General features: G+C 68.5%; 23 protein-coding genes and 1 rRNA gene. 10 read left to right on the forward strand and 14 right to left on the reverse strand.

The genetic code is table 11. From position 1 onward, the window contains the following. A 5S ribosomal RNA gene (rrf, locus tag ACFYXB_RS35285) occupies positions 1-104 on the forward strand; the annotation flags it as partial. Positions 105-176: 72 nt separating this feature from the next. Here the strand turns inward: rrf and ACFYXB_RS35290 are convergent. Then, positions 177-725 (reverse strand): cysteine hydrolase family protein, encoded by a 549-nt coding sequence (locus tag ACFYXB_RS35290; protein WP_389589134.1) that lies wholly within the window; start codon positions 723-725, stop codon positions 177-179. Between the two features lie 131 nt (positions 726-856). On the opposite strand from ACFYXB_RS35290, the gene ACFYXB_RS35295 reads away from it, so the two are divergent. Next, entirely contained in the window at positions 857-1,420 is a 564-nt protein-coding gene (locus tag ACFYXB_RS35295) for a GNAT family N-acetyltransferase (RefSeq protein WP_389589135.1), read from the forward strand. 14 nt (positions 1,421-1,434) lie between these two features. Here the strand turns inward: ACFYXB_RS35295 and ACFYXB_RS35300 are convergent, their stop codons facing one another. The 7 genes from ACFYXB_RS35300 to ACFYXB_RS35330 form a co-directional block, all read right to left on the reverse strand. After that, a complete protein-coding gene (locus tag ACFYXB_RS35300; protein ID WP_389589136.1) occupies positions 1,435-2,982 on the reverse strand; it encodes a type VI secretion protein in 1,548 nt (515 codons plus the stop codon). Between the two features lies 1 nt (position 2,983). Next, on the reverse strand, positions 2,984-4,417 hold the full coding sequence (locus tag ACFYXB_RS35305) for an ATP-binding protein (RefSeq protein ID WP_351350421.1): 1,434 nt from the start codon (positions 4,415-4,417) through the stop codon (positions 2,984-2,986). Between the two features lie 14 nt (positions 4,418-4,431). Next, positions 4,432-5,991 (reverse strand): SCO6880 family protein, encoded by a 1,560-nt coding sequence (locus ACFYXB_RS35310; protein WP_389589137.1) that lies wholly within the window; start codon positions 5,989-5,991, stop codon positions 4,432-4,434. Next, positions 5,988-7,319 (reverse strand): hypothetical protein, encoded by a 1,332-nt coding sequence (locus tag ACFYXB_RS35315; RefSeq protein ID WP_389589138.1) that lies wholly within the window; start codon positions 7,317-7,319, stop codon positions 5,988-5,990. The genes ACFYXB_RS35310 and ACFYXB_RS35315 overlap by 4 nt, the downstream gene beginning before the upstream one ends. Further along, positions 7,309-8,139, reverse strand: coding sequence for a hypothetical protein (locus tag ACFYXB_RS35320; protein ID WP_389589139.1), 831 nt, complete (start codon positions 8,137-8,139; stop codon positions 7,309-7,311). The genes ACFYXB_RS35315 and ACFYXB_RS35320 overlap by 11 nt, the downstream gene beginning before the upstream one ends. 183 nt (positions 8,140-8,322) lie before the next feature. Next, a complete protein-coding gene (locus ACFYXB_RS35325; RefSeq protein ID WP_003991275.1) occupies positions 8,323-8,631 on the reverse strand; it encodes a hypothetical protein in 309 nt (102 codons plus the stop codon). A 539-nt stretch (positions 8,632-9,170) separates the two neighbouring features. Beyond that, positions 9,171-9,419: a DUF397 domain-containing protein gene (locus tag ACFYXB_RS35330; RefSeq protein ID WP_389589140.1), complete on the reverse strand. Its 249-nt coding sequence runs from the start codon at positions 9,417-9,419 to the stop codon at positions 9,171-9,173. Between the two features lie 372 nt (positions 9,420-9,791). Between ACFYXB_RS35330 and ACFYXB_RS35335 the strand changes: the two genes are divergently transcribed. The 3 genes from ACFYXB_RS35335 (at position 9,792) to ACFYXB_RS35345 (ending at position 12,621) form a co-directional block, all read left to right on the forward strand. Continuing rightward, positions 9,792-10,580, forward strand: a complete 789-nt coding sequence (locus tag ACFYXB_RS35335) for a trypsin-like serine peptidase (RefSeq protein ID WP_389589141.1) — start codon at positions 9,792-9,794, stop codon at positions 10,578-10,580. A gap of 87 nt (positions 10,581-10,667) precedes the next feature. Then, positions 10,668-11,687, forward strand: a complete 1,020-nt coding sequence (locus ACFYXB_RS35340) for an NlpC/P60 family protein (RefSeq protein WP_351350431.1) — start codon at positions 10,668-10,670, stop codon at positions 11,685-11,687. Positions 11,688-11,910: 223 nt separating this feature from the next. After that, the gene (locus ACFYXB_RS35345) at positions 11,911-12,621 is read left to right on the forward strand and encodes a phosphatase PAP2 family protein (protein WP_351350413.1); all 711 of its coding nucleotides are present in this window, start codon (positions 11,911-11,913) and stop codon (positions 12,619-12,621) included. A gap of 71 nt (positions 12,622-12,692) precedes the next feature. On the opposite strand, the gene ACFYXB_RS35350 is transcribed toward ACFYXB_RS35345, so the two are convergent. Beyond that, entirely contained in the window at positions 12,693-14,285 is a 1,593-nt protein-coding gene (locus ACFYXB_RS35350; RefSeq protein WP_389589142.1) for an FAD-binding oxidoreductase, read from the reverse strand. A 355-nt stretch (positions 14,286-14,640) separates the two neighbouring features. Between ACFYXB_RS35350 and pstS the strand changes: the two genes are divergently transcribed. From pstS to pstB, 4 genes are all read left to right on the forward strand, one after another. Next, the gene (gene pstS / locus ACFYXB_RS35355) at positions 14,641-15,771 is read left to right on the forward strand and encodes a phosphate ABC transporter substrate-binding protein PstS (protein WP_389589143.1); all 1,131 of its coding nucleotides are present in this window, start codon (positions 14,641-14,643) and stop codon (positions 15,769-15,771) included. Positions 15,772-15,902: 131 nt separating this feature from the next. Next, complete coding sequence (pstC, locus tag ACFYXB_RS35360) at positions 15,903-16,910, forward strand: phosphate ABC transporter permease subunit PstC (protein WP_351350410.1); 1,008 nt, start codon at positions 15,903-15,905, stop codon at positions 16,908-16,910. Beyond that, positions 16,907-17,971 (forward strand): phosphate ABC transporter permease PstA, encoded by a 1,065-nt coding sequence (gene pstA, locus ACFYXB_RS35365; protein WP_351350409.1) that lies wholly within the window; start codon positions 16,907-16,909, stop codon positions 17,969-17,971. The genes pstC and pstA overlap by 4 nt, the downstream gene beginning before the upstream one ends. Before the next feature lie 39 nt (positions 17,972-18,010). After that, positions 18,011-18,787, forward strand: coding sequence for a phosphate ABC transporter ATP-binding protein PstB (gene pstB / locus ACFYXB_RS35370; RefSeq protein ID WP_389589144.1), 777 nt, complete (start codon positions 18,011-18,013; stop codon positions 18,785-18,787). Between the two features lie 320 nt (positions 18,788-19,107). Here pstB and ACFYXB_RS35375 read toward each other — a convergent pair whose 3' ends face one another. After that, on the reverse strand, positions 19,108-20,106 hold the full coding sequence (locus tag ACFYXB_RS35375) for an anion permease (protein ID WP_389589145.1): 999 nt from the start codon (positions 20,104-20,106) through the stop codon (positions 19,108-19,110). 7 nt (positions 20,107-20,113) lie between these two features. After that, on the reverse strand, positions 20,114-20,734 hold the full coding sequence (locus tag ACFYXB_RS35380) for a DUF47 domain-containing protein (RefSeq protein WP_009326469.1): 621 nt from the start codon (positions 20,732-20,734) through the stop codon (positions 20,114-20,116). A 195-nt stretch (positions 20,735-20,929) separates the two neighbouring features. Between ACFYXB_RS35380 and ACFYXB_RS35385 the strand changes: the two genes are divergently transcribed. Continuing rightward, complete coding sequence (locus ACFYXB_RS35385) at positions 20,930-21,286, forward strand: metal-sensitive transcriptional regulator (RefSeq protein ID WP_351350402.1); 357 nt, start codon at positions 20,930-20,932, stop codon at positions 21,284-21,286. Positions 21,287-21,334: 48 nt separating this feature from the next. Here ACFYXB_RS35385 and ACFYXB_RS35390 read toward each other — a convergent pair whose 3' ends face one another. The 3 genes from ACFYXB_RS35390 to ACFYXB_RS35400 all read right to left on the reverse strand — a co-directional run bounded on the left by ACFYXB_RS35390 (position 21,335) and on the right by ACFYXB_RS35400 (position 23,219). Further along, a complete protein-coding gene (locus ACFYXB_RS35390) occupies positions 21,335-21,517 on the reverse strand; it encodes a hypothetical protein (protein WP_388502825.1) in 183 nt (60 codons plus the stop codon). A gap of 94 nt (positions 21,518-21,611) precedes the next feature. After that, on the reverse strand, positions 21,612-22,463 hold the full coding sequence (locus ACFYXB_RS35395) for a hypothetical protein (protein WP_389589146.1): 852 nt from the start codon (positions 22,461-22,463) through the stop codon (positions 21,612-21,614). 333 nt (positions 22,464-22,796) lie between these two features. Then, positions 22,797-23,219 carry an NUDIX hydrolase gene (locus ACFYXB_RS35400; RefSeq protein ID WP_351350396.1) on the reverse strand — a complete coding sequence of 141 codons (423 nt, stop codon included), beginning with the start codon at positions 23,217-23,219 and terminating at the stop codon, positions 22,797-22,799. Positions 23,220-23,238 lie beyond the last annotated feature (19 nt).

Genomic DNA, 23,238 nt, shown 5'->3' on the forward strand with positions numbered 1-23,238 from the left:
GCGTGAGGGAAACGCCCGGTTACATTTCGAACCCGGAAGCTAAGCCTTACAGCGCCGATGGTACTGCAGGGGGGACCCTGTGGGAGAGTAGGACATCGCCGAACAAAAATTGAGAAAGAGCCCCAACTCCAGGTGAGAACCTGAGAGTTGGGGCTCTTTCGCGTTTCCGGTCGCGGTCAGAAGGTCACATCGGCTGTGGTGACCGTTCCACCCTTGCGGCCCGGTGCGCTCTGCCACTTCCAGTACAGGTTGGTGTGGGCGATCACCTGCTCCGGAGCGGGTGCGCCGTACTGGGTGAGGTCTTCCGTCGTGTGGGCGTCGGCGACCAGCGTCGCGTCGTAACCGCGCACCACGGCGCCGTGCAGCGTCGAGCGGATGCAGGCGTCGGTCTGGGCCCCCGTGACGACGAGCCGGCCCACTCCTCGCTCGGCCAGGAGGGACTCCAGGTCGGTTTCCTCGAAGGAGTCGCCGTACGACTTGTGCAGGAGGGGCTCTGTGTCGAGGCGCTTCAGCTCGGGGACGTACTCCCAGGGCTTGCTGCCGTGCTCGAGGTGGTCGTCGGAGTGCTGCACCCAGACCACCGGCACGTCCTCCGCGCGGGCCTTGTCGACCAGGGTGTTGATGTTCGCGAGGACGGCGTCACGGTTGTGGGCGTCTTCCACCACACCGTTCTGGACGTCGATGACGATCAGTGCGGTGTTCGGCCGGTCGGGCAGAGTCGTCATGGGTTCACCTGTGTCTCGTGTAGTTGGCCAGTCGGCGTCGGACCTGTCCCGCCCCACCGTAGGCCGGACCACTGACAGTGGGGCCTTATTTGAGGTGAGGGGCTTGGGGGGCACGCGTTACCGTGGCCGGTATGAGCGCCTCTATCAGCGATGACTACGTGATCCGTGCGATACGGGCCGACGAGTGGCCGGCAGTGAAGCAGTTGCGGCTGGACGCGCTGCGGGATCCGGCCGCGCACCTCGCCTTCCTGGAGTCCTACGAGGAGGCCGTGGCCAAGCCCGACTCCTTCTGGCAGGACCGTGCCGCGGGGGGCGGCGAGGGGGCCATCGGCGCGCGGCAGATCATCGCCGAGGCGCCTGACGGGGAGTGGGTCGGGACGGTCACCGTGCTGTTCGAGGAGGCCGGCACCGTGGACTGGGCCGGGGGTGTCGTCGAGCGGAAGCAGGGGCACGTCGTCGGGGTGTTCGTGCGGCCCGAGCACCGGGGGACCGGGCTGATCAAGGCCCTGTTCGATGCCGGGCTCGAGTGGGCGTGGGCGCGTGGGGCCGAGCGGGTACGGCTGTACGTCCACCAGGACAACGGGCGGGCCCAGGCCGCGTACCGCAAGGTCGGGTTCGGGCCGAGTGGGGAGACCGTGCCGTTCGTGCATGACGCGGGGCAGCGGGAGTTGGAGTTCGTCTTCGAGCGTGAGTGACTGAAGTCGCGGATCTAGATGGGGAGTTCGTGGTGTGGCCAGCGGGCTCGGGCCTGTTCGCGGGAGCGGAGCAGCGCCAGTGTGGGCAGTCCCTGATCGGCTCCGGTGGACAGGAGGTCCGGGAGCTGGGGGAACGGCGCCACGGCCGCGATGTCGTCCAGGACCAGGGTGAGTGGTGGGTCGAGCCGACCGGAGGATGACCGTTCGGCCATGTGCCGGCCGCGCTCGACCACGCTTGAGACGAGTGCCGTCAGGAGGGGCATGGCGCCGGGGTTCGTCCTGGGGTCCTCGATGGATTCACCGACCACATAAAGCGTGCCCCCTTCGTTGACGAAGGAATCCAAGGCGAGTGCATCAGTTCGGTTCGGAGTGCATGCCTCGCGGATGTTGACCGTGAAGAGGGCGGCGAGTGCTCGGCTGGTCAACTCGTGTGCCATGTCCCGGCGTTCGGGGTGGGCCGTGAGGGCGGCTTCTAGTTCGCCCGCGGCGCCGGGGGCGGCCTTGGGGTTGGTACGGAGGGTGCGTACGGCGTCCTGGATCTGGGTGCCCTGGGTCCAGCGGTGGACGTGGCGGATGGTGCGGGCGTCTATGGCGGCGGCGTGGAGGTAGCTGCGAAGGAGCGTTTCCGCGGTGTCGCTGACGGCTTGGTCCAGGCGGGCGGTGGGGCGGACCGGGGCGAGGAGTGCTGCCGCTCTGTGCAGGGCCGTTTGTCTGTCTTCGCAGCCTGTGGTGGGGGACCAGTGGAGACGGGCCGGGGTGTCGCAGAGGTGGGTGGGGTCGTAGAGGAGGGTGGGGCCCAGTTTGGCTCTCGCGTCCTTGGTGTCCTGCCAGATGGCGGGGTTTGAGGTGACTACGAGGGTGGGGCCCGTTGCGTCTCTGATTGTTTGGGTTGCTGTTTCGTGGCGGGCCGTGGGGTCGGCGTAGCGCACCGCGCCTTCGGCGCGGTTTGTTTCCCATCCGCCCACCCGTTTGCTGTTGGCCAGGAGGACGGCCTCTTGGGCCGGCTTCGGGTCCGGTTCGCTGCTCAGCTTCAGGTCCGGTTCGCTTCTCGGCTGCTCGCTTCTCGGTTCCGGGACCTCGTGTCGGGCTTCCGGTCTCGGACCCTCGCGTCGGTTTTCGGGTTCCGGTGTCCATGTGGGCTGTTCCTGGGGCGTCGGCCGTGCTTGGGCCGTCGCTGCCCCCTTCTCCAGCCCCCGCCTCACCCGTCCCGCCCGCCACCTCGCCACCGTGCCCATCACGAACACCGTCAGGACCATCAGCACCATCAACTGGCCGATGAACAGCCCCCAGAACAGGCCGTACCCCGACAACTGGCCGGGCGGTGTGGACGGCCAGGCGCCCGTGATGTCGTGTGGTTCCGCGATGAGGTGGCGCATGGCCAGGGGGGTGCGGGTGAAGCTGACGGCGGACGGCCAGGCGCCGCGGGAGAACCAGCCCGCGAGGCCCGTGGCCGTCCAGACCAGCAGGGTCATGCCGAGGAGGAAGGCGAGCAGGCCGACCAGCAGGCCGTCGGGGATGCCGCCCTGGCCGTCGCGTCGGGAGTCCCGTTCTTCGGGTCTCATCTCATGCCACCGTCGACTCCGACGACCCGTAACCCTCCAGGTCGCCGATGTGATGTTCCATGAAGGCCGCCGCCCTCTCCTCCGCCTCCAACTCCGCGGCGCGCAGGGCGTCGTCGTCGGACGTGTGCTCGGCGGACGACTCGGTCATCGCACGGTCGGTGAAGACCAGGGGGCGTTCGGTCTCGGTGACCAGGTGTTTGACCACCTGGACGTTGCCGTTGACGTCCCAGACGGCGATGCCGGGGGTGAGGGTCGGGATGATCTCCACCGCCCAGCGGGGCAGGCCCAGCACGTGGCCCGTCGCCCTCGCCTCGTCCGCCTTCTGGGCGTAGATGGTCCGGGTCGACGCCATCTTCAGGATCGCCGCGGCCTCCTTCGCCGCCGCGCCGTCCACCACGTCGGACAGGTGGTGGACCACCGCCACGAAGGACAGGCCCAACCGGCGGCCGAACTTCAGGAGCCGCTGGAACAGTTGGGCCACGAACGGGCTGTTGATGATGTGCCAGGCCTCTTCGACCAGGAAGATGCGCTTCTTCCGGTCGGGGCGGATCCAGGTGTGCTCCAGCCAGACTCCCACGATCGCCATCAGGATGGGCATCGCGATGGAGTTGCGGTCGATATGGGAGAGGTCGAAGACGATCAGCGGGGCGTCCAGGTCGATGCCGACCGTCGTGGGGCCGTCGAACATGCCCCTGAGGTCACCGTCGACGAGGCGGTCGAGGACCAGTGCCACGTCCAGGCCCCAGGCCCGTACGTCGTCCAGGGCGACGTTCATCGACTCGGCCGACTCGGGCTCGGGGTGCCGTAGCTGCTCGACGATGTCGGAGAGGACGGGCTGGCGCTCGACGATCGTCTCGTTGACGTAGGCGTGCGCCACCTTCAGCGCGAAGCCCGAGCGTTCGTCCAGGCCGTGGCCCATCGCGACCTCGATGATGGTGCGCAGCAGGGCCAGCTGGCCGGTCGTGGTGATCGACGGGTCGAGGGGGTTGAGCCGGATGCCGTGGTCCAGGGCGGCCATCGGGTCCAGGCGGATGGGAGTTATTCCCAACTCCTGGGCGATCAGGTTCCATTCGCCGACCCCGTCCTCGCCCTGCGCGTCGAGGACGACGACCTGGCGGTCGCGGAAGCGCAACTGCCGTAGGACATAGGTCTTCTCGAGCGCCGACTTGCCGTTGCCCGACTCGCCGAGGACCAGCCAGTGCGGAGCCGGGAGTTGTTGGCCGTACAGCTGGAAGGGGTCGTAGATGTAGCCCTTGCCGGAGTACACCTCGCGGCCGATGATGACGCCGGAGTCGCCGAGGCCGGGGGCGGCGGTGGGGAGGTAGACCGCCTGGGCCTGGCCGGTGGAGGTGCGCACCGGGAGGCGGGTCGTCTCGATCTTCCCGAAGAGGAAGGACGTGAAGGCGTCGGTGAGGACGGACAGCGGGTCCCGCATCAGCTCATCAGCCCCTACCTGCGAATGCCGGTGGCGAACGGAAGTGTGTTCACGAAGGCCCGGTGGTGTTCGCGGTCGCACCACTCCAGCTTCAGGTACGACTTTCCGGCCGACGCCCTTATCGTCCGCTTGTCGCGGGCCAGGGCTTCCGGGGAGCGGGAGGAGACGGTGATGTAGCCGACCAGGTTGACGCCGGCGGCGCCGCTCGCGAGGTCCTCGCCGCGCTGGTCGAGGCGGTTGTGGGCGGCGATGTCGCGCGGGTCGACCGTGCGGTTCATCTTGGCGGCGCGGGACGCCTCGGCCTCGTCGTTGGTCTTCTCGGTCAGCATGCGTTCGATGGCGACCTCGGTGGGTTCGAGGTCCATGGTGACGGCGACCGTGCGGATGACATCCGGGGTGTGGACGAGGAGGGGCGCCAGGAAGTTGACGCCGACCGGGGTCATCGGCCACTCCTTGACCCAGGCCGTGGAGTGGCACCAGGGCTCACGGGTCGAGGACTCCCGGGTCTTCGCCTGGAGGTACGTCGCCTCCATCGCGTCCAGCTCGGCCGGCCAGGCGTTGCGCTTCGTCATCGCCTGGATGTGGTCGATCGGGTGGTCCGGGTCGTACATGGAGTGGATGAGGGAGGCCAGCCGCCCCTGACCGAGGGGCTGGCGCACCCGGATGTCCGCCTCCTGGAGCCGTGAGCAGATGTCGGTCAGCTCACGGGCCATGACGACGGCGAGCCCGGCGTCCCGGTCCAGCTTGCGGCCCGCCTGCGGGCGTGCGGCGCGGGCCACGGCCTGTGCCTCGGCGGCGAGTTCGCGGGTGAAGTGCATGCAGGCGACGAGGTAGGCGCGGTGCTGCTCGCTGCTAGTCGACACCATGGACTGCAGCTGGTCGTACGACCGCGACAGCCAGCCCGGTGCCTTCTCGTCCCCGCGTACGGCGACGTCCTTGGCGTGAGCGTCCGGGTCGGCGGGGAGGGTGCGGGCCAGCATCTGGAGCCGGGTGACGAAGCCGTCGCCGTTGGCCACGTGCTTGAGCAGGGTGCCGAAGCGGTCGACGAGGGCTTCCTGGTCCTCGGAGTCGCGCAGTCCGACGCCGGGGCCCTCGATCTCGATGGCGGCGGTGACGGTCCTGCGGTCGGCGTGCAGGAGTACGGCGATCTCGTCGGGCCCGAACGGAGCGGCGAGCCAGTTGATGCCCCCGATGCCGGGCGGGGGTCCGATCTCGACTTCGCGTCCGTCGAGGCGGGTGCCGGCCTCCATCACGCTCGACCGGTACACGGTTCCCTGGCGCAGGGTCCGCTTATAACTGCGGTTGATCTCGAACCACTTGTAGAACGTACGGCGCTTGTACGGCACGTACACCGCCGCCAGTGCCAGCATCGGGAAGCCGGTCAGCAGCACGATGCGCAGGGAGAGGACGGGGACCAGGAGCCCGCACATCATGCCGAGGAACGCGCCGGCGATGATGAGCGCGATCTCGCCGGACTCACGGTTGCGGCCGACGATCGCGTTCGGCCGGGCGCGGCCGATGAGATACGTACGGCGGGGCGTGACCGCGGGGGACAGATGGGACTCGGTCGTCAACGCCCTTCACCTCCTGAGTGGTTGCCACCGCTGCTGTTGCGACTGTTGCTGGCGTGCGGGGTGTTCACCGGGCTGGGCGAGCGCGGTGCGGGTGCGGCGGAAGGGACAGATCCGCCGCCTCCGTTCGAGGTGCGCGAGCTGTGCGCGGCGACTCCGCCGGAGGCCGGGTTGGCCGGGCGGGGGGTGCTGGAGGAGGAGCCTTGGCCGCCGCCTCCGTTGTTGTCGGCGCGGGCGCTGTGCGTCTTGATGCCCTGCGCGACCAGGGTCGCCGGGGAGCTGATGACCGCGGCGGCCTTGTTCTCGGCGCCCTGCATGATGCGGTTGTTGCGGGAGTTCGCGATCTCGTCGCCGAAGCCCGGGACGAAGCGGTAGATCATTCCGCTGGCGAAGATGGCGAGCAGGATGATGGCGAGGCCGGAGACGACGGCGCCGAGTGCGTCCGGGCCTTCGTCCGTGGCCAGGGCGCCGGCCAGGCCGAGCACGATGACGATGACCGGCTTGACCAGGATCACCGCGATCATGATCCCCGCCCAGCGGCGGACGTGGCCCCACAGGTTCTTGTCCACGAGGCCCGAGTACACGACGACGCCGAGGAGGGCGCCGACGTACAGGAGGACGGCCCGGATGAAGAGCTCCAGGTAGAGGACGCCCGCGGCGAGGATCGAGACCAGCGACACCAGGATCAGCATGATGGGGCCGCCGCCGATGTCGTTCCCCTTGCTCAGCGCGCCGGAGAACGTGCCGAAGAACGTGTCGGTCTGGTCTCCGGTGGCCTTGGCCAGGACGTCGCTGACGCCGTCGGTCGCGGAGACGACCGTGTAGAGGATCAGCGGGGTGAAGGCGGAGGCCAGCACAGTGAGCCAGAGGAAGCCGACGGCTTCGGAGATGGCGGTGGTGAGGGGCACGCCGCGTACGGCCCTCTTGGCCACGGCCAGGAGCCACAGCAGGAGCGTGAGGATGGCGGAGGCGGCGAAGACGAGGGCGTACTGCTGAAGGAACTTGGGGTTCGTGAAGTCGACGCTCGCGGTCTCCTTCACGGCGTCACTGAGCTTGTCGACGGTCCAGGACGCGGCGTCGGCGCAGCCCTTGGCCAGGGAGGAGAGGGGGTCGAGGGTGGAGGTCAGGGGGTCGGTGGGGGTGCCGGTGCCCTTGCTGCTGCCTTTTTCGCAGTAGTCCTTGGCGGGGCCGCGGATGAGGTCGCAAGGGTCGTTGGAGGGGGTGGGGCTCGGGGTGGGTGCGGCGACGGCTTGAGTGGCCAGTAGTACCGTGGCGGTCTGTACGGCCCCGAAGACGGCCGTGACTTTGAGGATGCGGTGGTTAGCGCGCATACGTGAACCCTCCGTACTCCTCAACGGCCTTGGTCATGTCGTCGGCTGTGGAGGCCTTTTGGTCGCGACCGACCGGGACCGGGCCGTCCTTCTGCTGGAAGTCGGTGACCTTCCAGTCGTTGCCGACCCACTTCAGTTCGTACGTCGTGGTGTACCAACTCTCGGACACCGGATTGGTCGAGGCTTCGCCGGACAGGCCGAAGAGCGAGGTGTACCAGATCTCGACTGTGGCGCTGTCCGTGCCGGACGACGTGACCTTGGTGCCCACCGGGATGATCCGGGAAATGAAGGTCTGGCCGCTCGGTGCGGCACCGTCCCTTGTGAGGCCGATGTTGCTGAGGAACGACTCGCTGGAGTAGGCACGGTCGAGGTCGGACTGTCTGGCGGCCGCCACATCGGGGGCGTAGACGGTGTTGACGATCTCGTGCCGTCTAGCCGTGTTGAACATGTCCGTCGAGCCCAGAGCCACCGAGTAGTTCGCCGCCGCGCTCTGCGCCCCCTGCTCGCTGTGTGCGAACCCCGTTGGGATGCCTGCGGACTTGGTCTCCACCGGGCGGTTGCCCGTCGCGGACGTTGGTGAAGGCGCCGGCTTGTTGCCGCTGGCGCCCCCGGACGGGGAATCGTCACCTCCCCGGTTCGCGAAGGCGATCGCCGCGATCAGGAGGACCACCACCCCGACCACCGTGACCAGGCTCCGGGATGACGAGCGTCCGCCCCGGCGGGTGGCGCCGCCGTAGGGGTCGCCCTCGGGGAGCCGCGTGCGGGTCTGCCCCGTGTCGGCGTAACCGCCGGAGGAACCGTGCTCGTCTCCGAGACTCATGCCGCGTACGCCCCCTCGACGTTGTCCGGGAACAACGGTAGCCGTGCTGGTTCCCGCGCGGGCGCGGTGTGGTGACTCGACATCAGGGAAACGCAACCTCAGCCGGTGGGCACGACGGGCGGGTGGGCTAGGGGACGGGGACCGGGCGTGCCCGGAGGGGAGCGGAGGAGCTGGGAGCCGACCTCAGACCGCCATGCCGTACACGATCGTGAACAGCGTGCCGAGTGAGCCGATGATGAAGACTCCCGTCAGGCCCGCGATGATGAGGCCCTTGCCCTGCTCGGCGCTGAAGGTGTCCCGGAGGGCCGTCGCGCCGATGCGCTGTTTGGCCGCGCCCCAGATCGCGATGCCGAGGCAGAGCAGGATGGCCACGGCCATCACCACCTCGATCATCACCTTCGCCTCGTTGCCCAGGCTGCCGAAGGGACCCCAGTCGGGAGCGATCCCGCCGATGATGGTGTTGATGTCTCCCTTGTCGGCCGCAAAGAGCATGTAAGTCACCGCCCCTGGTGGGTAGTTCTGCAAGCCTCTGCGGTGTGCAGAGGTCACTCCTCATTCTCGCCGACAATGGCGCCGTCGTATGTCGACTTGAAGTCATTGATTGGCGGGTTTCGTACGAACACCTCGTACGGTCACTCTGTGTATCATGGCAGGTCACGCCGGGCAACGAGGCCTGAGCGGAACCTGTCGTGCGGTTCCGTCGTTGACCTCTCTTACGACCTGGCGCGGTTTTTGACGGCTGGTCGGGTGAACGGTCGTGACGATGTTCTCATGCTTCCCCATGCCGAAACGGGCCCCGGCGGTTGCCGGGGCCCGTGCTCGTGCGAGGCGGTTGGAGGTCAGCCGGTGAAGGCCGTGACGCCCTCCGGGGTGCCCAGGCCGGTCGGGCCGTCGTAGCCGGTCCGGGCGGTGCACAGCGGCGGCGAGCGATCCGGAGGCGGCGCGACGGCTGTGGGCGGTGTCGGAGGAACTGACGGGGGTTCGGTGGGGGCTCCAGGTCGCCGGGACGGTGTGAGTGGGGGCCGGTTCGGTCAGGCCTCCAGGCCCTCCACGAAGTGGTCGAACTCCCCTGCCTGGACGCCGAGTACGAAGGCGTCCCACTTACGGCGGTTTGTGGTGACGACGTGGTCCGGGGCGCTGGTCTCTCGGATGTAGACGGGGGCGTCGCCGTCGTCGGCGCCCTGACTATCGCCGAAGGCGATCTCGATCCAGGGACCGGGTCCTGTTGCCTCCGGAGGGGCGGCGCGTTCCCAGGTGAGGTTCGGGGGGATGTCAGGCATGGGGGGTGACCTGCTTCTTGAGAGTGGTGAGGACAGCGCGGAAGGCGGCCGGGGTGGCCGTGAGTACGGATCTGGTCGGATCGCCGCTTTCGGTGAGATGGATTTCGGTGGCGGTGGCGACATGGACACCCGGGGATGTGCACCGGCACGGCGGCGTTCAGCCGTACGGCGTGGTGTTCGAGCTCCACGAGGTCGAGCAGGCCGGCGGGCAGGATCTCTGCGGGAGCTGGGCGCGTCCAAGGGTGGGAAGCTGCTGTGGGCCGAGTGTCGGTGAGGCGGCTGTAGAGGCGCAGTCGGGCTTCGCACAGTACGGTGAAATTCTCAGTGAAGTCGAGGACGGTTTCTCACCTTCGTGGGACAGAGTGAGCCCTGATGAAGCGCATCTCACGCATCCCGGGTACCTCCGGCACCTCGCCCTTGGCTCTCTTCGGCGCCATGGTGCTGCTGGCCGCCACGTCGGCCTCCGTCGCGGCCGCGGACGACGGGCCCGGGCCGTTCGGCGTCACCGCGGCGGCCGTGGCCACGGCGCAGAGCGCGCGGGTCGGGGCGCTGTTCGGCGCCGACCGGAGCGCGAGCCTCGCCGGCGGTCACTTCTGCACCGCCTCCGTCGTCCACAGCCGCGGGCGGAACCTCATCGTCACGGCCGCGCACTGCCTCGACGGCGACGACTCCGACCTCGTGTTCGTGCCCGGCTACCGGGACGGGCAGGCGCCGCACGGGGTGTGGACGGTGGGGAAGCGGTTCCGGCCGGACGGGTGGACCGACGGACAGGACGAGGACAGTGACCTCGCCTTCGCCGAGGTGGACGAGCTGGACGGGGAGCGGATCGAGGATGTCGTGGGGGGCAACGCCTTTGCCACGGGGGTGGCTACCGGGGCCACGGCCGTGACCGTCACCGGCTATCCCGACTTCCTCGACGCCCCGATCAGTTGCACCAACAAGCCGACCGCCCAGAGCAGTACGCAGCAGCGCATCGACTGCCCCGGCTTCAGCAGCGGGACCAGTGGCAGTCCCTGGGTGAACGGTGACGGGGAGGTCGTCGGCGTACTGGGCGGCCACGAGCAGGGCGGCGCCACGGCCGACAGGTCGTACAGCGTGGTCCTGAGGGCGCAGGCGGCGGAGCTCTACCGGGACGCCGCGGCCGGCGACCCGCAGCCCTGACCCCCGGCCCTGACCCCCAGCCATTTCCGGCTACGCCTCTGTGATTTGGCGCCACTCTCCGCCGAAATGGCCTTGAACGGCCCCTCCATGGGGGAGGGTTGGGGCGTGCGGAAAGTGTGGGTCGTCGGTGGGGTCGCTGTCGGGCTCGGAGTCAGCTTTGTCATGCTGCTCGTCCTCGGCGTGTACGTCGTTGCCGGGAATCTGCTCAACGGCGTCGGCGGCGGGACCGTGGGACTCGCCAAGGGGGCCGTGCCCGGGGCCTACAAGGCGCTCGTGCAGCGGTGGGGAAATCTGTGTCCCGCGCTCAATCCCGCGCTGCTCGCCGCCCAGCTGTATCAGGAGAGCGGGTGGGACCCGGGCGTCGTCAGTCCCGCTGACGCTCGGGGTATCGCTCAGTTCATTCCAAGTACCTGGGCCACGCACGGCATAGACGGCAACGGTGACGGCAAGCGCGACATCTGGGACCCGAATGACGCGATTCCATCGGCCGCTTCGTACGACTGCGAGCTCGCGAAGTACGTCAAGGACGTGCCCGGCGACACCAGTGACAACATGCTCGCCGCCTACAACGCCGGCGCGTACCGCGTCATAAGGGCTGGTGGAGTTCCAGCCATCCGGGAAACCCAGAACTACGTCAAGACGATCCGCACGCTGGAGAAGAGCTTCGCCGCCCCCGTCTCCCGGGTCGACCCCAGCAGGCAGGCCGCCGGCGCCATCGCCTACGCGCAGGGCAAGCTCGGCACGCTCTATCTGTGGGGCGGCACCGGTACGGCTGACCAGGGCGGACGGTTCGACTGCTCGGGGCTGACGCAGGCGGCGTACCAGAGGGTCGGCGTGACGCTGCCGCGCGTCGCCAATGATCAGTACAACGCCGGGCCGCATCCCTCCCGTGAGGAACTGCTCCCCGGCGATCTGGTGTTCTTCTCGGACGACCTCACCGATTCCCGCGCTATCCGGCACGTGGGTATTTATGTCGGCGGCGGTTACATGATCGACGCTCCGAGAACGGGCGCTGTGATTCGGTTCGACCCGATTGACACCCCCGATTACTTCGGTGCCACACGGGTCACCGAAGATGGCGCGAAAGCGCTCCCCACGAGCGTGTGAACCGAGCGCGAACCCACCCCCTGAGCTGCGGCGATGAGTCTCTCTTCGATAACGTCTGCGTGATCATTCGGTGGAGTGTGGAACCTATCAATGGGGACCGTGCGTTCCTGTTCACGTAGCCGGCTGACGTCACGACAGCGGAAGCGGATCTACAGACCACAGGGGTGGCGACAGCGGCGCACACGAGGTGCGTCCGGAACAACGACGAAGGGGCCACAGCACCATGGCTGTACTCGCCGAATCCGGATCGAACCCCGACGTCGACCTGCTCTACGAGATCAACGGACTCGCCAAGGACGCCCCGCACTGGGTCGACCGGGCCGTGGAGTTCGTCGGTCAGTACGGGATGCTGCTCGCGACCGTGCTGCTGGTGGTGTGGTGCTGGTGGTCCATGCGGCGGCGGGCCGGCAGCGGGGACGAGGCCGCCTCTTCCGTCGCCTCCCTGGTGTGGGCGCCGCTCGCCGCCGGTATCGCCGTCCTCGTGAACGTGCCGATAAGAGGGTTCGTGGACCGGCCCCGGCCCTTCGTCGACCACCAGGGGCTCGACGTCCTCCTCCCAGGAGGAACCGACTACTACTCCTTCGTCAGCGACAACGCGACGATCACCATGGCCGTGGGGGTCGGGCTGTTCGTCGCGAACCGCACGTTCGGGCTCGTGGGGATTGGGCTGGCACTCCTCGAAGGGTTCAGCCAGGTGTACATGGGCGTGCACTATCCGACGGACGTGGTGGGCGGCTTCGCGCTCGGTACGGCCGTCGCCCTGCTCCTGTCCCCGCTCGCCATGGCCCTGCTTACGCCCGTGATGAAGGCGGTCGAGCGCTCGCCGCGGGCCGGGTGGCTGATCCGGCGCCGGGCCGCCTACGGCGGTGGGGACACGCTGGTTCCGGGGGCCCGTTCCTCGGCGGCGTCCGAGGAGCGGGACCTCGCGGCATAGTTGCTCGGCTGCTCGGCTGCTCGGCTGCTCGGCTGCTCGGCTGCTCGGCGGCACGACTGCCCGCAGCTGCGCTACACCCCCTGCGGGTACCTGAAGAACCGATTCGGGTCGTACTGCTGCTTCACCTTGGCCAGGCGGCTCGCCGCATCGCCGTAGTACGCCTGGCGCCAGTTCGTCAGTGTCGGGTCCGTGTAGTTCTGGTAGGCCGCCCCGGAGGCGTACGGCTTCATCGCGTTGTGCGCGGACGTCAGCCAGGACTGGGCCGTCGAGCCGGTCGTGCCCGCGGTCCAGGACGCGATGTACTGGGCCAGCATGCGCGAGCGGCGGTGGACGAAGGCCGTGGCCGTGGGCGAGACGCGGTTGACCGCGCCGCCGAGGGCCGTGAGCGCGATGCTGCCCGCGCCGCCCTGGACCGACTGCGTCTGCTTCAGCAGCGTCTGGATGCCGGCCGCCGAGAGCGAGCGGTCGAAGAAGTCCGAGCGTGCCGCGTACGTCTCCCGGCCCAGCGCGCCCTGCGGGGAGCGGCCGGGGGTGGAGCCGGGAAGGTGGCACTGGGCGTTCGTCGAGAAGGACGAGCAGCCCGCGTAGATCTCCATCGCCTCCTCGTAGCCCCGGCGGCGCAGGGACACGCTCGACGCCGGCGCGCCCACCTTGTCGGCCAGGCGGTCGACGGCGTTCTGGAGTTCGCCGTACGTGCCGAGGGAGAACGCGGCCACCGAGACCCTGGGCGTGCCGCCGGGCGAGTTCTCCAGGTGGAGGGAGGACCAGATCTCGTCGGGCTGGTCCGGGCCCCACTCCTGCCAGGCCTTCACCACCGCGGCCGCCCTTGCCCACGGCCAGGTCAGATGGCCGGTCACGGCCTGGGGCGCGGGGTGGGTGCGGAACTGGAGCTCCGTGACGACGCCGAAGTTGCCGTTGCCGGCGCCGCGCAGGGCCCAGAAGAGGTCCTGGTTCGTCGTCGCGTTCGCGGTGAGCTGCTTGCCGTCGGCCGTGATCAGGGTGGCCTGCGTGAGGCTGTCGCAGGTCAGGCCGTAGGCGCGGGAGACCACTCCGTGGCCGCCGCCGAGGACCAGGCCGGAGACGCCGACCGTGGGGCACGAGCCCGCCGGTATCGTCACGCCCTGCGCGGCCAGCGCCCGGTAGACGTCGATCAGCTTCGAGCCCGCCCCTACGACGGCCTGGCCGCCGCTCACGCGGACGCGGTTGAGCCTGGACACATCGACTATCAGGCGCCCGTCGCCGGACGACCAGCCCGCGTAGGAGTGGCCGCCGTTGCGTATCGCGACCCTGATGCCTTGGGCCCGGGCGTACGCCAGCGTCGTACGGATGTCGTCCGGGTGGGAGACGTAGGCGACGGCTGCCGGCTTCAGGCCGTCGAAGCGGGTGTTGTAGAGCAGGTGCGCCGTGTTCCAGTCCGCCTCGCCCGGGCGGACCAGGGTGCCGTCCAGGTCGCGGGCGAGCGCGGACCAGTCGGCGGCGGCCGCTGCGTTGGTGGTCTTCAGCGGATTACGCGAGGATGTGGACGTAACAGACGAACCGGAAGCAGATGCCCCGGAGCCGTTGCCCGCGGAACCGGCGGTTTCGCTTGTGCCTCCACTGCACCCCGCCACCGCGACCGTCGCCAGTGCGGCCGCACCCCCGGAGATGAACGTACGCCGTTCCATGACCGTGCCTTCCGTCGGCTTCCGTGGAACGAGACGGAGAGCCGACTCGAAGGGTTCCACGGGCGTCGCATGCGTGTGCGCGCGCCGTTTTCCCACAGTGTGGAGGGCGCGGGGGCCGCCCGACGTGACCTCGGAAGTCGGGACCTCGACGTGCCCTCCCCGTGAGCATTCCGTGACCTTACCGGGCCGACGGTAGGGGTTCACCCTCCGTTCACTTCCGCCCATCGGCGGCTTCATCTCATCTGCCTAATTTCGGCCCTACCCGGTGCGGAGTGCGGCCCAGAACGAGCGGCGCACGCGCCATACGACTTCGCACGCCGCCGCAGGTGGCGGCTCCTGGAAGGAACTCCCGAAAGTGAAGCTTCAGCGCAAGAACCGGCTGCGCGCCCTTTCCCTCGGTGCTGTCGCCGTCTCCGGCGCCCTGGCCCTGACGGCGTGCGGCTCGGACGACACGGGCAGCAAGGGGAGCGACAACTCCTCCGCGCCCGCCACCAGCGCCAGCTCCATCAAGTGCGACGACGCCAAGGGCCAGCTGCTCGCCGACGGCTCCTCCGCGCAGAAGAACGCGATCGACGCCTGGGTCAAGACCTTCTCGCAGGCCTGTGGCGTTCAGATCAACTACAAGGGCGGCGGCTCGGGCGCCGGTGTCACGGCGTTCACGCAGGGCCAGGTGGCCTTCGCCGGTTCCGACTCCGCGCTGAAGCCCGAAGAGGTCACGGCCTCCAAGGCGGTCTGCTCCGGCGGCCAGGGCATCGACCTCCCGATGGTCGGCGGCCCGATCGCGCTCGGCTACAACGTCCCGGGTGTCGACAACCTGACCCTGGACGCCCCCACGCTCGCCAAGATCTTCGACAGCAAGATCTCGAAGTGGAACGACCAGGCGATCGCCAAGCTGAACCCGGGTGTCAAGCTGCCCGACCTCAAGATCCAGGCGTTCCACCGCTCGGACGAGTCCGGCACCACGGACAACTTCACCAAGTACCTGATCGCCACCACCCCGGACAACTGGAAGTACTCCGGTGGTAAGGCCTGGCAGGCCAAGGGCGGTCAGTCCGCTCCGCAGTCCGCGGGTGTGGCCCAGCAGGTCAAGCAGACTTCCGGTGCCATCGGCTACTTCGAGCTCTCCTACGTCGCGGACGGCATCAAGGCCGTCTCCATCGACACGGGTGCCAGCAAGCCGGTCGCGCCCAGCACCGAGAGCGCCACCGCCGACATCGCCGCCGCGCAGGTCGTCGGCACCGGCAAGGACCTGGCGCTGCAGCTCGACTACAAGACCAAGGCGGAGGGTGCCTACCCGATCACCCTGGTCACGTACGAGATCGTCTGTGACAAGGGCAACAAGGCGGACACCCTGCCCGCCACGAAGGCCTTCCTGCGCTACATCGCCAGCGAGGACGGTCAGAAGGTCCTGTCGGGCATCGGCTACGCGCCGGTCCCCGACGAGATCATCGCGAAGGTCCGCACGACCATCGAGGGCCTGAGCTGACCTGAATCCGTGAGTGCGGACCGGTCCCGCGAGGGGCCGGTCCGCACCGTCCGGTGCACCGCCGCCCGGAGTCGTACGCGTACGGCTCCACCGAGCCGCCCACCCCGCGGCTCCGCAGACCGGAGATCCCGATGGACATATCGACACAGACAACTGACGCACCTCCCCCCACACCACGGCCGACCGAGGCCGACCGGAAGCGCGCCGCGCGTGGCGCCACCCGGCCCGGCGACCGCATCTTCCTCGGCCTGTCCCGCGGGTCGGGCATCCTGCTGCTGGTGATCATGGCCGCGATCGCGGTCTTCCTCACCTATCGCGCCGCCCTCGCGATCAGCAAGGACCACGCGAACTTCCTCACCGCCTTCGAGTGGAACACCAACCTCCAGCCGCCCGTCTTCGGCATCGCGGTGCTGGCCTTCGGCACGATCGTCTCCTCGATCGTCGCCATGGTCCTCGCGGTCCCGGTCGCGGTGGCCATCGCGCTGTTCATCACGCACTACGCCCCGCGCCGCATCGCCGGCCCCGTCGCGTACGTGATCGACCTGCTCGCCGCCGTGCCGTCCATCGTGTACGGCCTGTGGGGCGCCCTGGTGCTCGTACCGCACATGAACGGCCTGTTCGGTTGGCTCAACGACTACCTCGGCTGGACCGGCGTCTTCTCCTGGGACGAAGGCGCCCCGCGCTCGATGCTCACCGTCGGCATCCTGCTCGCGATCATGATCCTGCCGATCATCACCAACGTGAGCCGTGAGGTCTTCCGGCAGGTCCCGCAGATGCACGAGGAGGCCGCGCTGGCCCTCGGTGCCACGCGGTGGGAGGTCGTCCGCATGGCGGTGATCCCCTTCGGCCGCTCCGGTGTGATCTCGGCCTCCATGCTCGGCCTCGGCCGCGCGCTCGGCGAGACGATGGCCGTCGCCACCGTGCTCTCCCCGACCTTCGACATCCAAGCCAGCCTGCTCAACCCGGGCGGCGGCACCTTCGCCCAGAACATCGCCAGCAAGTTCAGCGAGGCGACACCGTTCGGCCGGGACGCGCTCATCGCCTCCGGTCTGGTCCTGTTCGTCATCACCCTGCTGGTCAACGGCGCGGCCCGCATCATCATCCAGCGCCGTGCGGAGTACTCGGGGGCCAACGCATGAGCCACGCAGCCGCCATCAACGACAAGCGCGCCAGCACGCTGCGCGGCGCCAGCCTGCCCTCGTGGTCGCCCTGGGCGATCGCCGCCGGCTCCATCGTCCTCGGCATCGGGATCAGCCTGGCCGCCGGCCTGGACAGCAAGATCCAGTGGGGTCTGATCGCCGCGATCCTGTTCGTCCTCGGTACGTACGGCATCTCCGCGCGCGTCGAGGGCCGCCGTCAGGCCAAGGACCGGGTCGCCACCAGCTTCGTCTGGGTCGCCTTCCTCGTCGCCGTGATACCGCTCGTCTCCCTGATCTGGGTGACCGTCGCCCGCGGTGTGAAGGTCCTCGACGTCTACTTCCTGACCCACTCGATGGGTGTGGTCGCCGACACCGAGCCCGGCGGCGGTATCTACCACGCCATCATCGGCAGCCTCGAGCAGGTCGGCCTCGCCACCCTGATCGGCGCTCCGATCGGCGTGATGACCGCGATCTACCTGGTCGAGTACGGGCGCGGCAAGCTCGCCAAGTCCGTCACCTTCTTCGTCGACGTGATGACCGGTATCCCGTCGATCGTCGCCGGTCTGTTCATCCTCAGCCTCATGCTGATGTTCGACATGCAGCCGTTCGGCTTCGCGGGCTCCCTCGCCCTGGCCATCCTGATGATGCCGGTCGTGGTCCGCTCCACGGAGGAGATGCTCAAGCTCGTCCCGAACGAGCTGCGCGAGGCGTCCCTCGCGCTCGGCGTCCCGAAGTGGCGCACCATCCTGAAGGTGGTCCTGCCGACCTCCATCGGCGGCATCACCACGGGCATCATGTTGTCGGTTGCGCGTATCGCGGGTGAGACGGCCCCGGTGCTGCTGCTCGTGTTCGGCAACCCCTTCATCAATACGAACCCGTTCGAGGGTGCGCAGGCGTCGCTGCCGCTGTACATCTACCAGCAGTTCGCGAACAGCGCGGGCGCCGGTGCGGCGTACGACCGTGCGTGGGCGGCGTCGCTCACGCTGATCGCCTTCGTGATGATCCTCAACCTGGTGGCTCGCGGCATCGCCCGCTGGAAGGCCCCGAAGACCGGTCGCTGACGCGGCCTCAGCGACTGAATTCTGGAAGTGACGTAAACAATGGCCAAGCGAATCGACGTAAGCGGACTCACCGCCTACTACGGCTCCCACAAGGCGATCGAGGACATCTCGATGACCGTCGAGCCGCGCTCGGTGACGGCGTTCATCGGCCCGTCCGGCTGCGGCAAGTCGACGTTCCTGCGCACGCTGAACCGGATGCACGAGGTCACCCCGGGTGGCCGCGTCGAGGGCAAGGTGCTCCTCGACGACGAGGACCTGTACGGCGCCGACATCGACCCGGTGTCGGTCCGCCGTGAGGTGGGCATGGTGTTCCAGCGCCCGAACCCCTTCCCCACGATGTCGATCTTCGACAACGTGGCGGCGGGTCTGCGCCTCAACGGCAACTTCAGGAAGGGCGAGCTCAGCGACGTCGTCGAGAAGTCGCTCAAGGGCGCGAACCTCTGGAACGAGGTCAAGGACCGTCTGAACAAGCCCGGCTCGGGTCTGTCCGGTGGTCAGCAGCAGCGTCTGTGCATCGCCCGCGCGATCGCGGTCGAGCCGAAGGTGCTGCTGATGGACGAGCCCTGCTCGGCGCTCGACCCGATCTCGACCCTCGCCATCGAGGACCTGATCGGTGAGCTCAAGGAGCAGTTCACGATCGTCATCGTGACGCACAACATGCAGCAGGCGGCGCGTGTCTCCGACCGCACGGCGTTCTTCAACCTCTCCGCCGTCGGTCAGCCCGGCAAGCTGATCGAGATCGACGACACGGAGCGCATCTTCTCCAACCCGTCGGTCCAGGCCACGGAGGACTACATCTCGGGCCGCTTCGGCTGACCCGTCCCCCAGATCCCCTCGCGGTGCTGCATGGCGGTGCCACCGCGAGGACGGAAAAGGGCCCGCCCCTGGCTCTCGGGGGCGGGCCCGTCCGTCTTTCCGGGTTCGTTCTCGGCACCACGGGCTCGGTCGGTTTCCGGGCCCGACCCTTGGACTCCCGAGTCGAGCGGTGGGGCTGCTTCCAGCGGACCGAGTCGGCTGCCGGGCCCGATTTCCAGCCGACCGAGTCGGGTGATCGGGGTACTTTTCAGCCCACCGAGTCGGGTGGTGGGTGGGTATGGGCCCGGGGGTCAGGGCGCGGAGCCCCTTGGTACGGCGGCCTACAGGAACGTCAGCTTCACAACCCCGAAGGCCAGCGCAGCGACCAGCGCTGCCGCCGGCATCGTGATGAACCAGCCCAGCACGATGTTCTTCGCGACACCCCACCGCACCGCGTTGACACGTTTTGTCGCACCCACGCCCATGATCGCCGAGGTGATGGCATGCGTCGTGGAGATCGGTGCCTTGAACAGGTACGCCGTCGTGAACATGATCGACGCCCCGGTCGTCTCCGCCGCGAACCCCTGCGGCGGGTCCAGCTTGATGATCTTCCGCCCCAGCGTCCGCATGATGCGCCAGCCACCCGCGTACGTCCCCAGCGACAGCATCAATGCGCAGGCGATCTTGACCCACACCGGGATCGGATCGCCCCGTGTCTCATGGCCGGAAATGACCAGTGCCATCACCACGACACCCATGGTCTTCTGCGCGTCCTGCAGACCGTGGCCGAGTGCCATCCCCGCCGCGGAGACGGTCTGCGCGATCCGGAAACCGCGCTTGGCCTTGTGCGGATTGGACCGCCGGAACATCCACATGATCGCGGTCATCACCAGGTAACCCACGATGAGACCGACGATCGGCGACAGGAACATGGGCAGGATGATCTTGTCGATCACGCCGTTCCACAGCACGGTCGTACCGCCCGCGAGCGCCGCGCCCACCAGGCCGCCGAACAGTGCGTGGGAGGAGGAGGACGGCAGACCGAGGTACCAGGTGATGAGGTTCCAGACGATCGCGCCGAAGAGCGCCGCGAAGAGGATGCCCATCCCGTGGCCGCCCTTGGGCGTCTCGATCAGACCCTCACTGACCGTCTTGGCGACGCCGGACCCGAGGAAGGCACCGGCCAGGTTCATGACCGCAGCCATGGCCAGGGCGGCGCGCGGGGTCAGTGCCCGCGTCGACACGGACGTCGCGATCGCGTTCGCCGAGTCGTGGAAACCGTTCGTGTACGTGAAGAAGAGCGCGACCGCGATGGTCACGATCAGGGCGAGGGTGTCCATCGACGGCTCAGGACTCCTTGACGGCGATGGTCTCCACCGTGTTCGCCACGTGCTCGAACGCGTCCGCCGCCTCTTCCAGCACGTCCACGATCTGCTTGAGCTTCAGCACCTCGATCGCGTCGTACTTGCCGTTGAAGAGGTGGGCCAGCAGCTTGCGGTGGATCTGGTCCGCCTGGTTCTCGAGCCGGTTGACCTCGATCCAGTACTCGGTGAGGTTGTCCATCGTCCGCAGGTTCGGCATCGCCTCGGCCGTGAGTTCGGCTGCCCGCGCCAGTACCTCGATCTGCTGCTCGACGCCCTTCGGCAGTTCCTCGACGTTGTAGAGGACGACCAGGTCGACGGCTTCCTCCATGAAGTCCATGATGTCGTCGAGGGACGATGCGAGGGAGTAGATGTCCTCGCGGTCGAAGGGCGTGATGAACGAGGAGTTCAGCTGGTGGAAGATCGCGTGCGTGGCGTCGTCACCCGCGTGTTCGGCTGCCCGCATACGCTCCGCGATCTCGGCCCGGGCGGATGCGTCCGCCCCGAGCAGTTCCATCAGGAGTTTCGAGCCCGTGACGATGTTGTCCGCGGATGCGGCGAACATGTCATAGAAGCTCGTCTCCCTGGGGGTCAGACGAAAGCGCACGTGGGGTCCTCGGTAAGCATTGGTTTCGGTCAGGGTGATGCTAAGCGCATCATCCGGCCACGGCTAATGGGCCGTCCCCCCAGTGTCACCCATGGGACACCGTGATCAGCACGGGGGCGTACCAAGGGCCCTATACCCAGCAAAGTTCGTTACGATATACCCAGTAGGGGTATACGTCAGGACCTGGAGGACGCGATGACGACCACCGAGGCCGGCGCACCGGCGCCCTCCGAGGACACCGGCGTCGTGGTGACCGACCACGACCGCGGGATCCACGGGTATCACAAGCAGAAGGACGAGCACCTCAAGCGGCTGCGGCGCATCGAGGGCCAGATCCGCGGGCTGCAGCGGATGGTCGACGAGGACGTCTACTGCATCGACATACTCACCCAGGTGTCCGCCTCCACGAAGGCCCTGCAGTCCTTCGCCCTGCAGCTGCTGGAGGAGCACCTGCGGCACTGCGTCGCGGACGCCGCACTCAAGGGCGGCAACGAGATCGACGCCAAGGTCGAAGAGGCGACGAAGGCGATCGGTCGACTGCTGCGGACCTGAGGATCCGGGCCGAGGCGCGGCGGACGGGCCGCGCCTCCACGCCAGGCCCTAGACGTCCCGGGTCTCCCGGGCGCGCTCTTCGGCCACTTTCAGCACCTCGTCGATGCTCTCAAGGCTGAGTCGGTCTTCGCGCGCGGCCGAGGCCGCGATGATGAGGTCTCCGCACAGCTCGATCTCGGCGAGGGCCACGTGGTCCTGAACTGCCGTACCGCCGCCCGGAGCCACGTGCATCACCTCTTCTCTGCCGTCATCGACTTCCTAGAGTAGGCAGTGGTCTACACACCGCGCATGGCACGGACGGGCTAGTTCGCGGGATGGTTACCGGCTAGTTCTCTGGCTGATTTTCGGCGATCCGTCCCGCATAGATGTCGTTCGAGCGCGGCAGCCGTACGTCCACGGGCGCGCCGAAGTCGTACAGCAGCGTCGTCGAGGCGACGTCCACGGTGGCCTGCCGCTGTCCGTTGACGAAGCTGAACCGCTGGCACAGTTTGCGGATCCGGCCCTGGTCGTCGAGGTAGGCGTCGAACGGGACGTCGGTCGTGGCGAACCCTTTCGCTGCCGCCTGAAGTGCCGCCCTGTTGCCTGCCGAGGCTTCCTCGGCCGCGGCGGCGAGATCGGCGGTGCCCCGGTAGTGCAGCACCTCGGTGCCGGCGACCTCGGTCCGCCCCACGTACGACGCCGTGCGCGTGCCGCGCAGCAGTTCGGCCGCGGCGTACGGGTCGGTCGCGCCGCCCGTCACCAGGTTGCCGTCGGAGAGCGTCGCGGTCTCGACCCGTACCCATTTGTCGGCGGGCACTCCGGCGCCCCGGTTCTTCATGAACAGGGCGCCCGGCGCGAGGAGTTCGGTGATCGGGCGGTGTTCGGTGGTCCCGGCGGGGTCCTGCGGGAGCACGACCGTGAGCCGGCCGAGCTGTCGCCGGTAGTCGTACACACCCTTGCCGCGGATGGTGACCCGGGTGCCGCCGGTGGCCATCTCCATCGACGTGCCGGCCTTGGAACTGCCCGCGTCCCGCAGCATGTCGGCGGCGCGGTGCAGTGCGATGACCGGATCGGCCGCGCCGCGCGCGTCCTCCGCGGCGGCACCGCTGCCGCAGCCTGTGGCACATGTGCCCACACACACCACGAGTCCCACCGCGACGATCGTCCCACCCGCTCGCCTGTACTGCCGCCGATCCATCGCCTGCCTACCCCCAGCCGGTACGTCCGTCACGGGCCCCCTGTCGTTTCGCTTAACGACGGGTAGGAGGTGCCGTCACGCGTCGCCGTGGGCGGGGAGGGGCCATACGACCCCTTTACCGGCAGGCTGGGTAACGTTGTCGCAGTGGCGCAGCAGGACGGGCCCGTACGGGCTCACGAGGGACAGGGACACCGCACAACTACTGATGAGCAGGGCCGTTTCTGCCTGGCACGCTGTATCTGCGGCTGGCGCGGACCGGCCCGCCGCGCCAGAAGCCAGGCCCGCACGGACGCGGAGGCACACCTGGCGAGCTTCTGAGCGGGCGCCGGTGTGCTACGGCTGCTCGACCCTCCGCACCAGGGCGTCGACGAGGTCCCGGTCGCGGGGCTGGGTCAGTCGGCCGCGGGCCTCGGAGGTCGAAAGCCACAGGATGCGGTCCACCTCGTGGTTCGGGTCGAAGTGGCCCGACACGGCCTGGGCTGCCCAGTAACGCACCTGCTTGGGGCGGCCCCCCGCGAGATAGTGCAGGGTCGGCAGCTCGGCGCCGGGGTCCGCGACGTAGCCGGTCTCCTCGGCCACCTCCCGCAGCGCGCCGGACAGCGCTTCCTCGCCGTGCTTCAGCTTGCCCTTGGGGTGGGACCAGTCGTCGTACTTCGGCCGGTGGACGATACAGACCTCCAGCTCGCTGCGGACGGGGGAGCGGCGCCACAGGACGCAGCCCGCGGCCAGGACGGTGGTGTCGTTCGTTTGCGTCACCGGTGACACAGCCTCCTCG

Source organism: Streptomyces sp. NPDC002619 (assembly GCF_042889305.1).
Taxonomy (GTDB): domain Bacteria; phylum Actinomycetota; class Actinomycetes; order Streptomycetales; family Streptomycetaceae; genus Streptomyces.

Bases quoted from the DNA above. Each gene is read 5' to 3' on its own strand.
- ACFYXB_RS35395 (WP_389589146.1), bottom strand. From the start codon at position 22,463: ATGGATCGGCGGCAGTACAGGCGAGCGGGTGGGACGATCGTCGCGGTG.
- ACFYXB_RS35320 (WP_389589139.1), bottom strand. From the start codon at position 8,139: ATGAGTCTCGGAGACGAGCACGGTTCCTCCGGCGGTTACGCCGACACG.
- ACFYXB_RS35340 (WP_351350431.1), top strand. From the start codon at position 10,668: ATGGGGGAGGGTTGGGGCGTGCGGAAAGTGTGGGTCGTCGGTGGGGTC.
- ACFYXB_RS35305 (WP_351350421.1), bottom strand. From the start codon at position 4,417: ATGCGGGACCCGCTGTCCGTCCTCACCGACGCCTTCACGTCCTTCCTC.
- ACFYXB_RS35300 (WP_389589136.1), bottom strand. From the start codon at position 2,982: ATGAGACCCGAAGAACGGGACTCCCGACGCGACGGCCAGGGCGGCATC.
- ACFYXB_RS35330 (WP_389589140.1), bottom strand. From the start codon at position 9,419: ATGCCTGACATCCCCCCGAACCTCACCTGGGAACGCGCCGCCCCTCCG.
- ACFYXB_RS35325 (WP_003991275.1), bottom strand. From the start codon at position 8,631: ATGCTCTTTGCGGCCGACAAGGGAGACATCAACACCATCATCGGCGGG.
- ACFYXB_RS35290 (WP_389589134.1), bottom strand. From the start codon at position 725: ATGACGACTCTGCCCGACCGGCCGAACACCGCACTGATCGTCATCGAC.
- ACFYXB_RS35345 (WP_351350413.1), top strand. From the start codon at position 11,911: ATGGCTGTACTCGCCGAATCCGGATCGAACCCCGACGTCGACCTGCTC.
- pstA (WP_351350409.1), top strand. From the start codon at position 16,907: ATGAGCCACGCAGCCGCCATCAACGACAAGCGCGCCAGCACGCTGCGC.
- ACFYXB_RS35335 (WP_389589141.1), top strand. From the start codon at position 9,792: ATGAAGCGCATCTCACGCATCCCGGGTACCTCCGGCACCTCGCCCTTG.
- ACFYXB_RS35390 (WP_388502825.1), bottom strand. From the start codon at position 21,517: ATGCACGTGGCTCCGGGCGGCGGTACGGCAGTTCAGGACCACGTGGCC.
- ACFYXB_RS35375 (WP_389589145.1), bottom strand. From the start codon at position 20,106: ATGGACACCCTCGCCCTGATCGTGACCATCGCGGTCGCGCTCTTCTTC.
- ACFYXB_RS35350 (WP_389589142.1), bottom strand. From the start codon at position 14,285: ATGGAACGGCGTACGTTCATCTCCGGGGGTGCGGCCGCACTGGCGACG.
- ACFYXB_RS35295 (WP_389589135.1), top strand. From the start codon at position 857: ATGAGCGCCTCTATCAGCGATGACTACGTGATCCGTGCGATACGGGCC.
- ACFYXB_RS35315 (WP_389589138.1), bottom strand. From the start codon at position 7,319: ATGCGCGCTAACCACCGCATCCTCAAAGTCACGGCCGTCTTCGGGGCC.
- ACFYXB_RS35385 (WP_351350402.1), top strand. From the start codon at position 20,930: ATGACGACCACCGAGGCCGGCGCACCGGCGCCCTCCGAGGACACCGGC.
- pstB (WP_389589144.1), top strand. From the start codon at position 18,011: ATGGCCAAGCGAATCGACGTAAGCGGACTCACCGCCTACTACGGCTCC.
- pstC (WP_351350410.1), top strand. From the start codon at position 15,903: ATGGACATATCGACACAGACAACTGACGCACCTCCCCCCACACCACGG.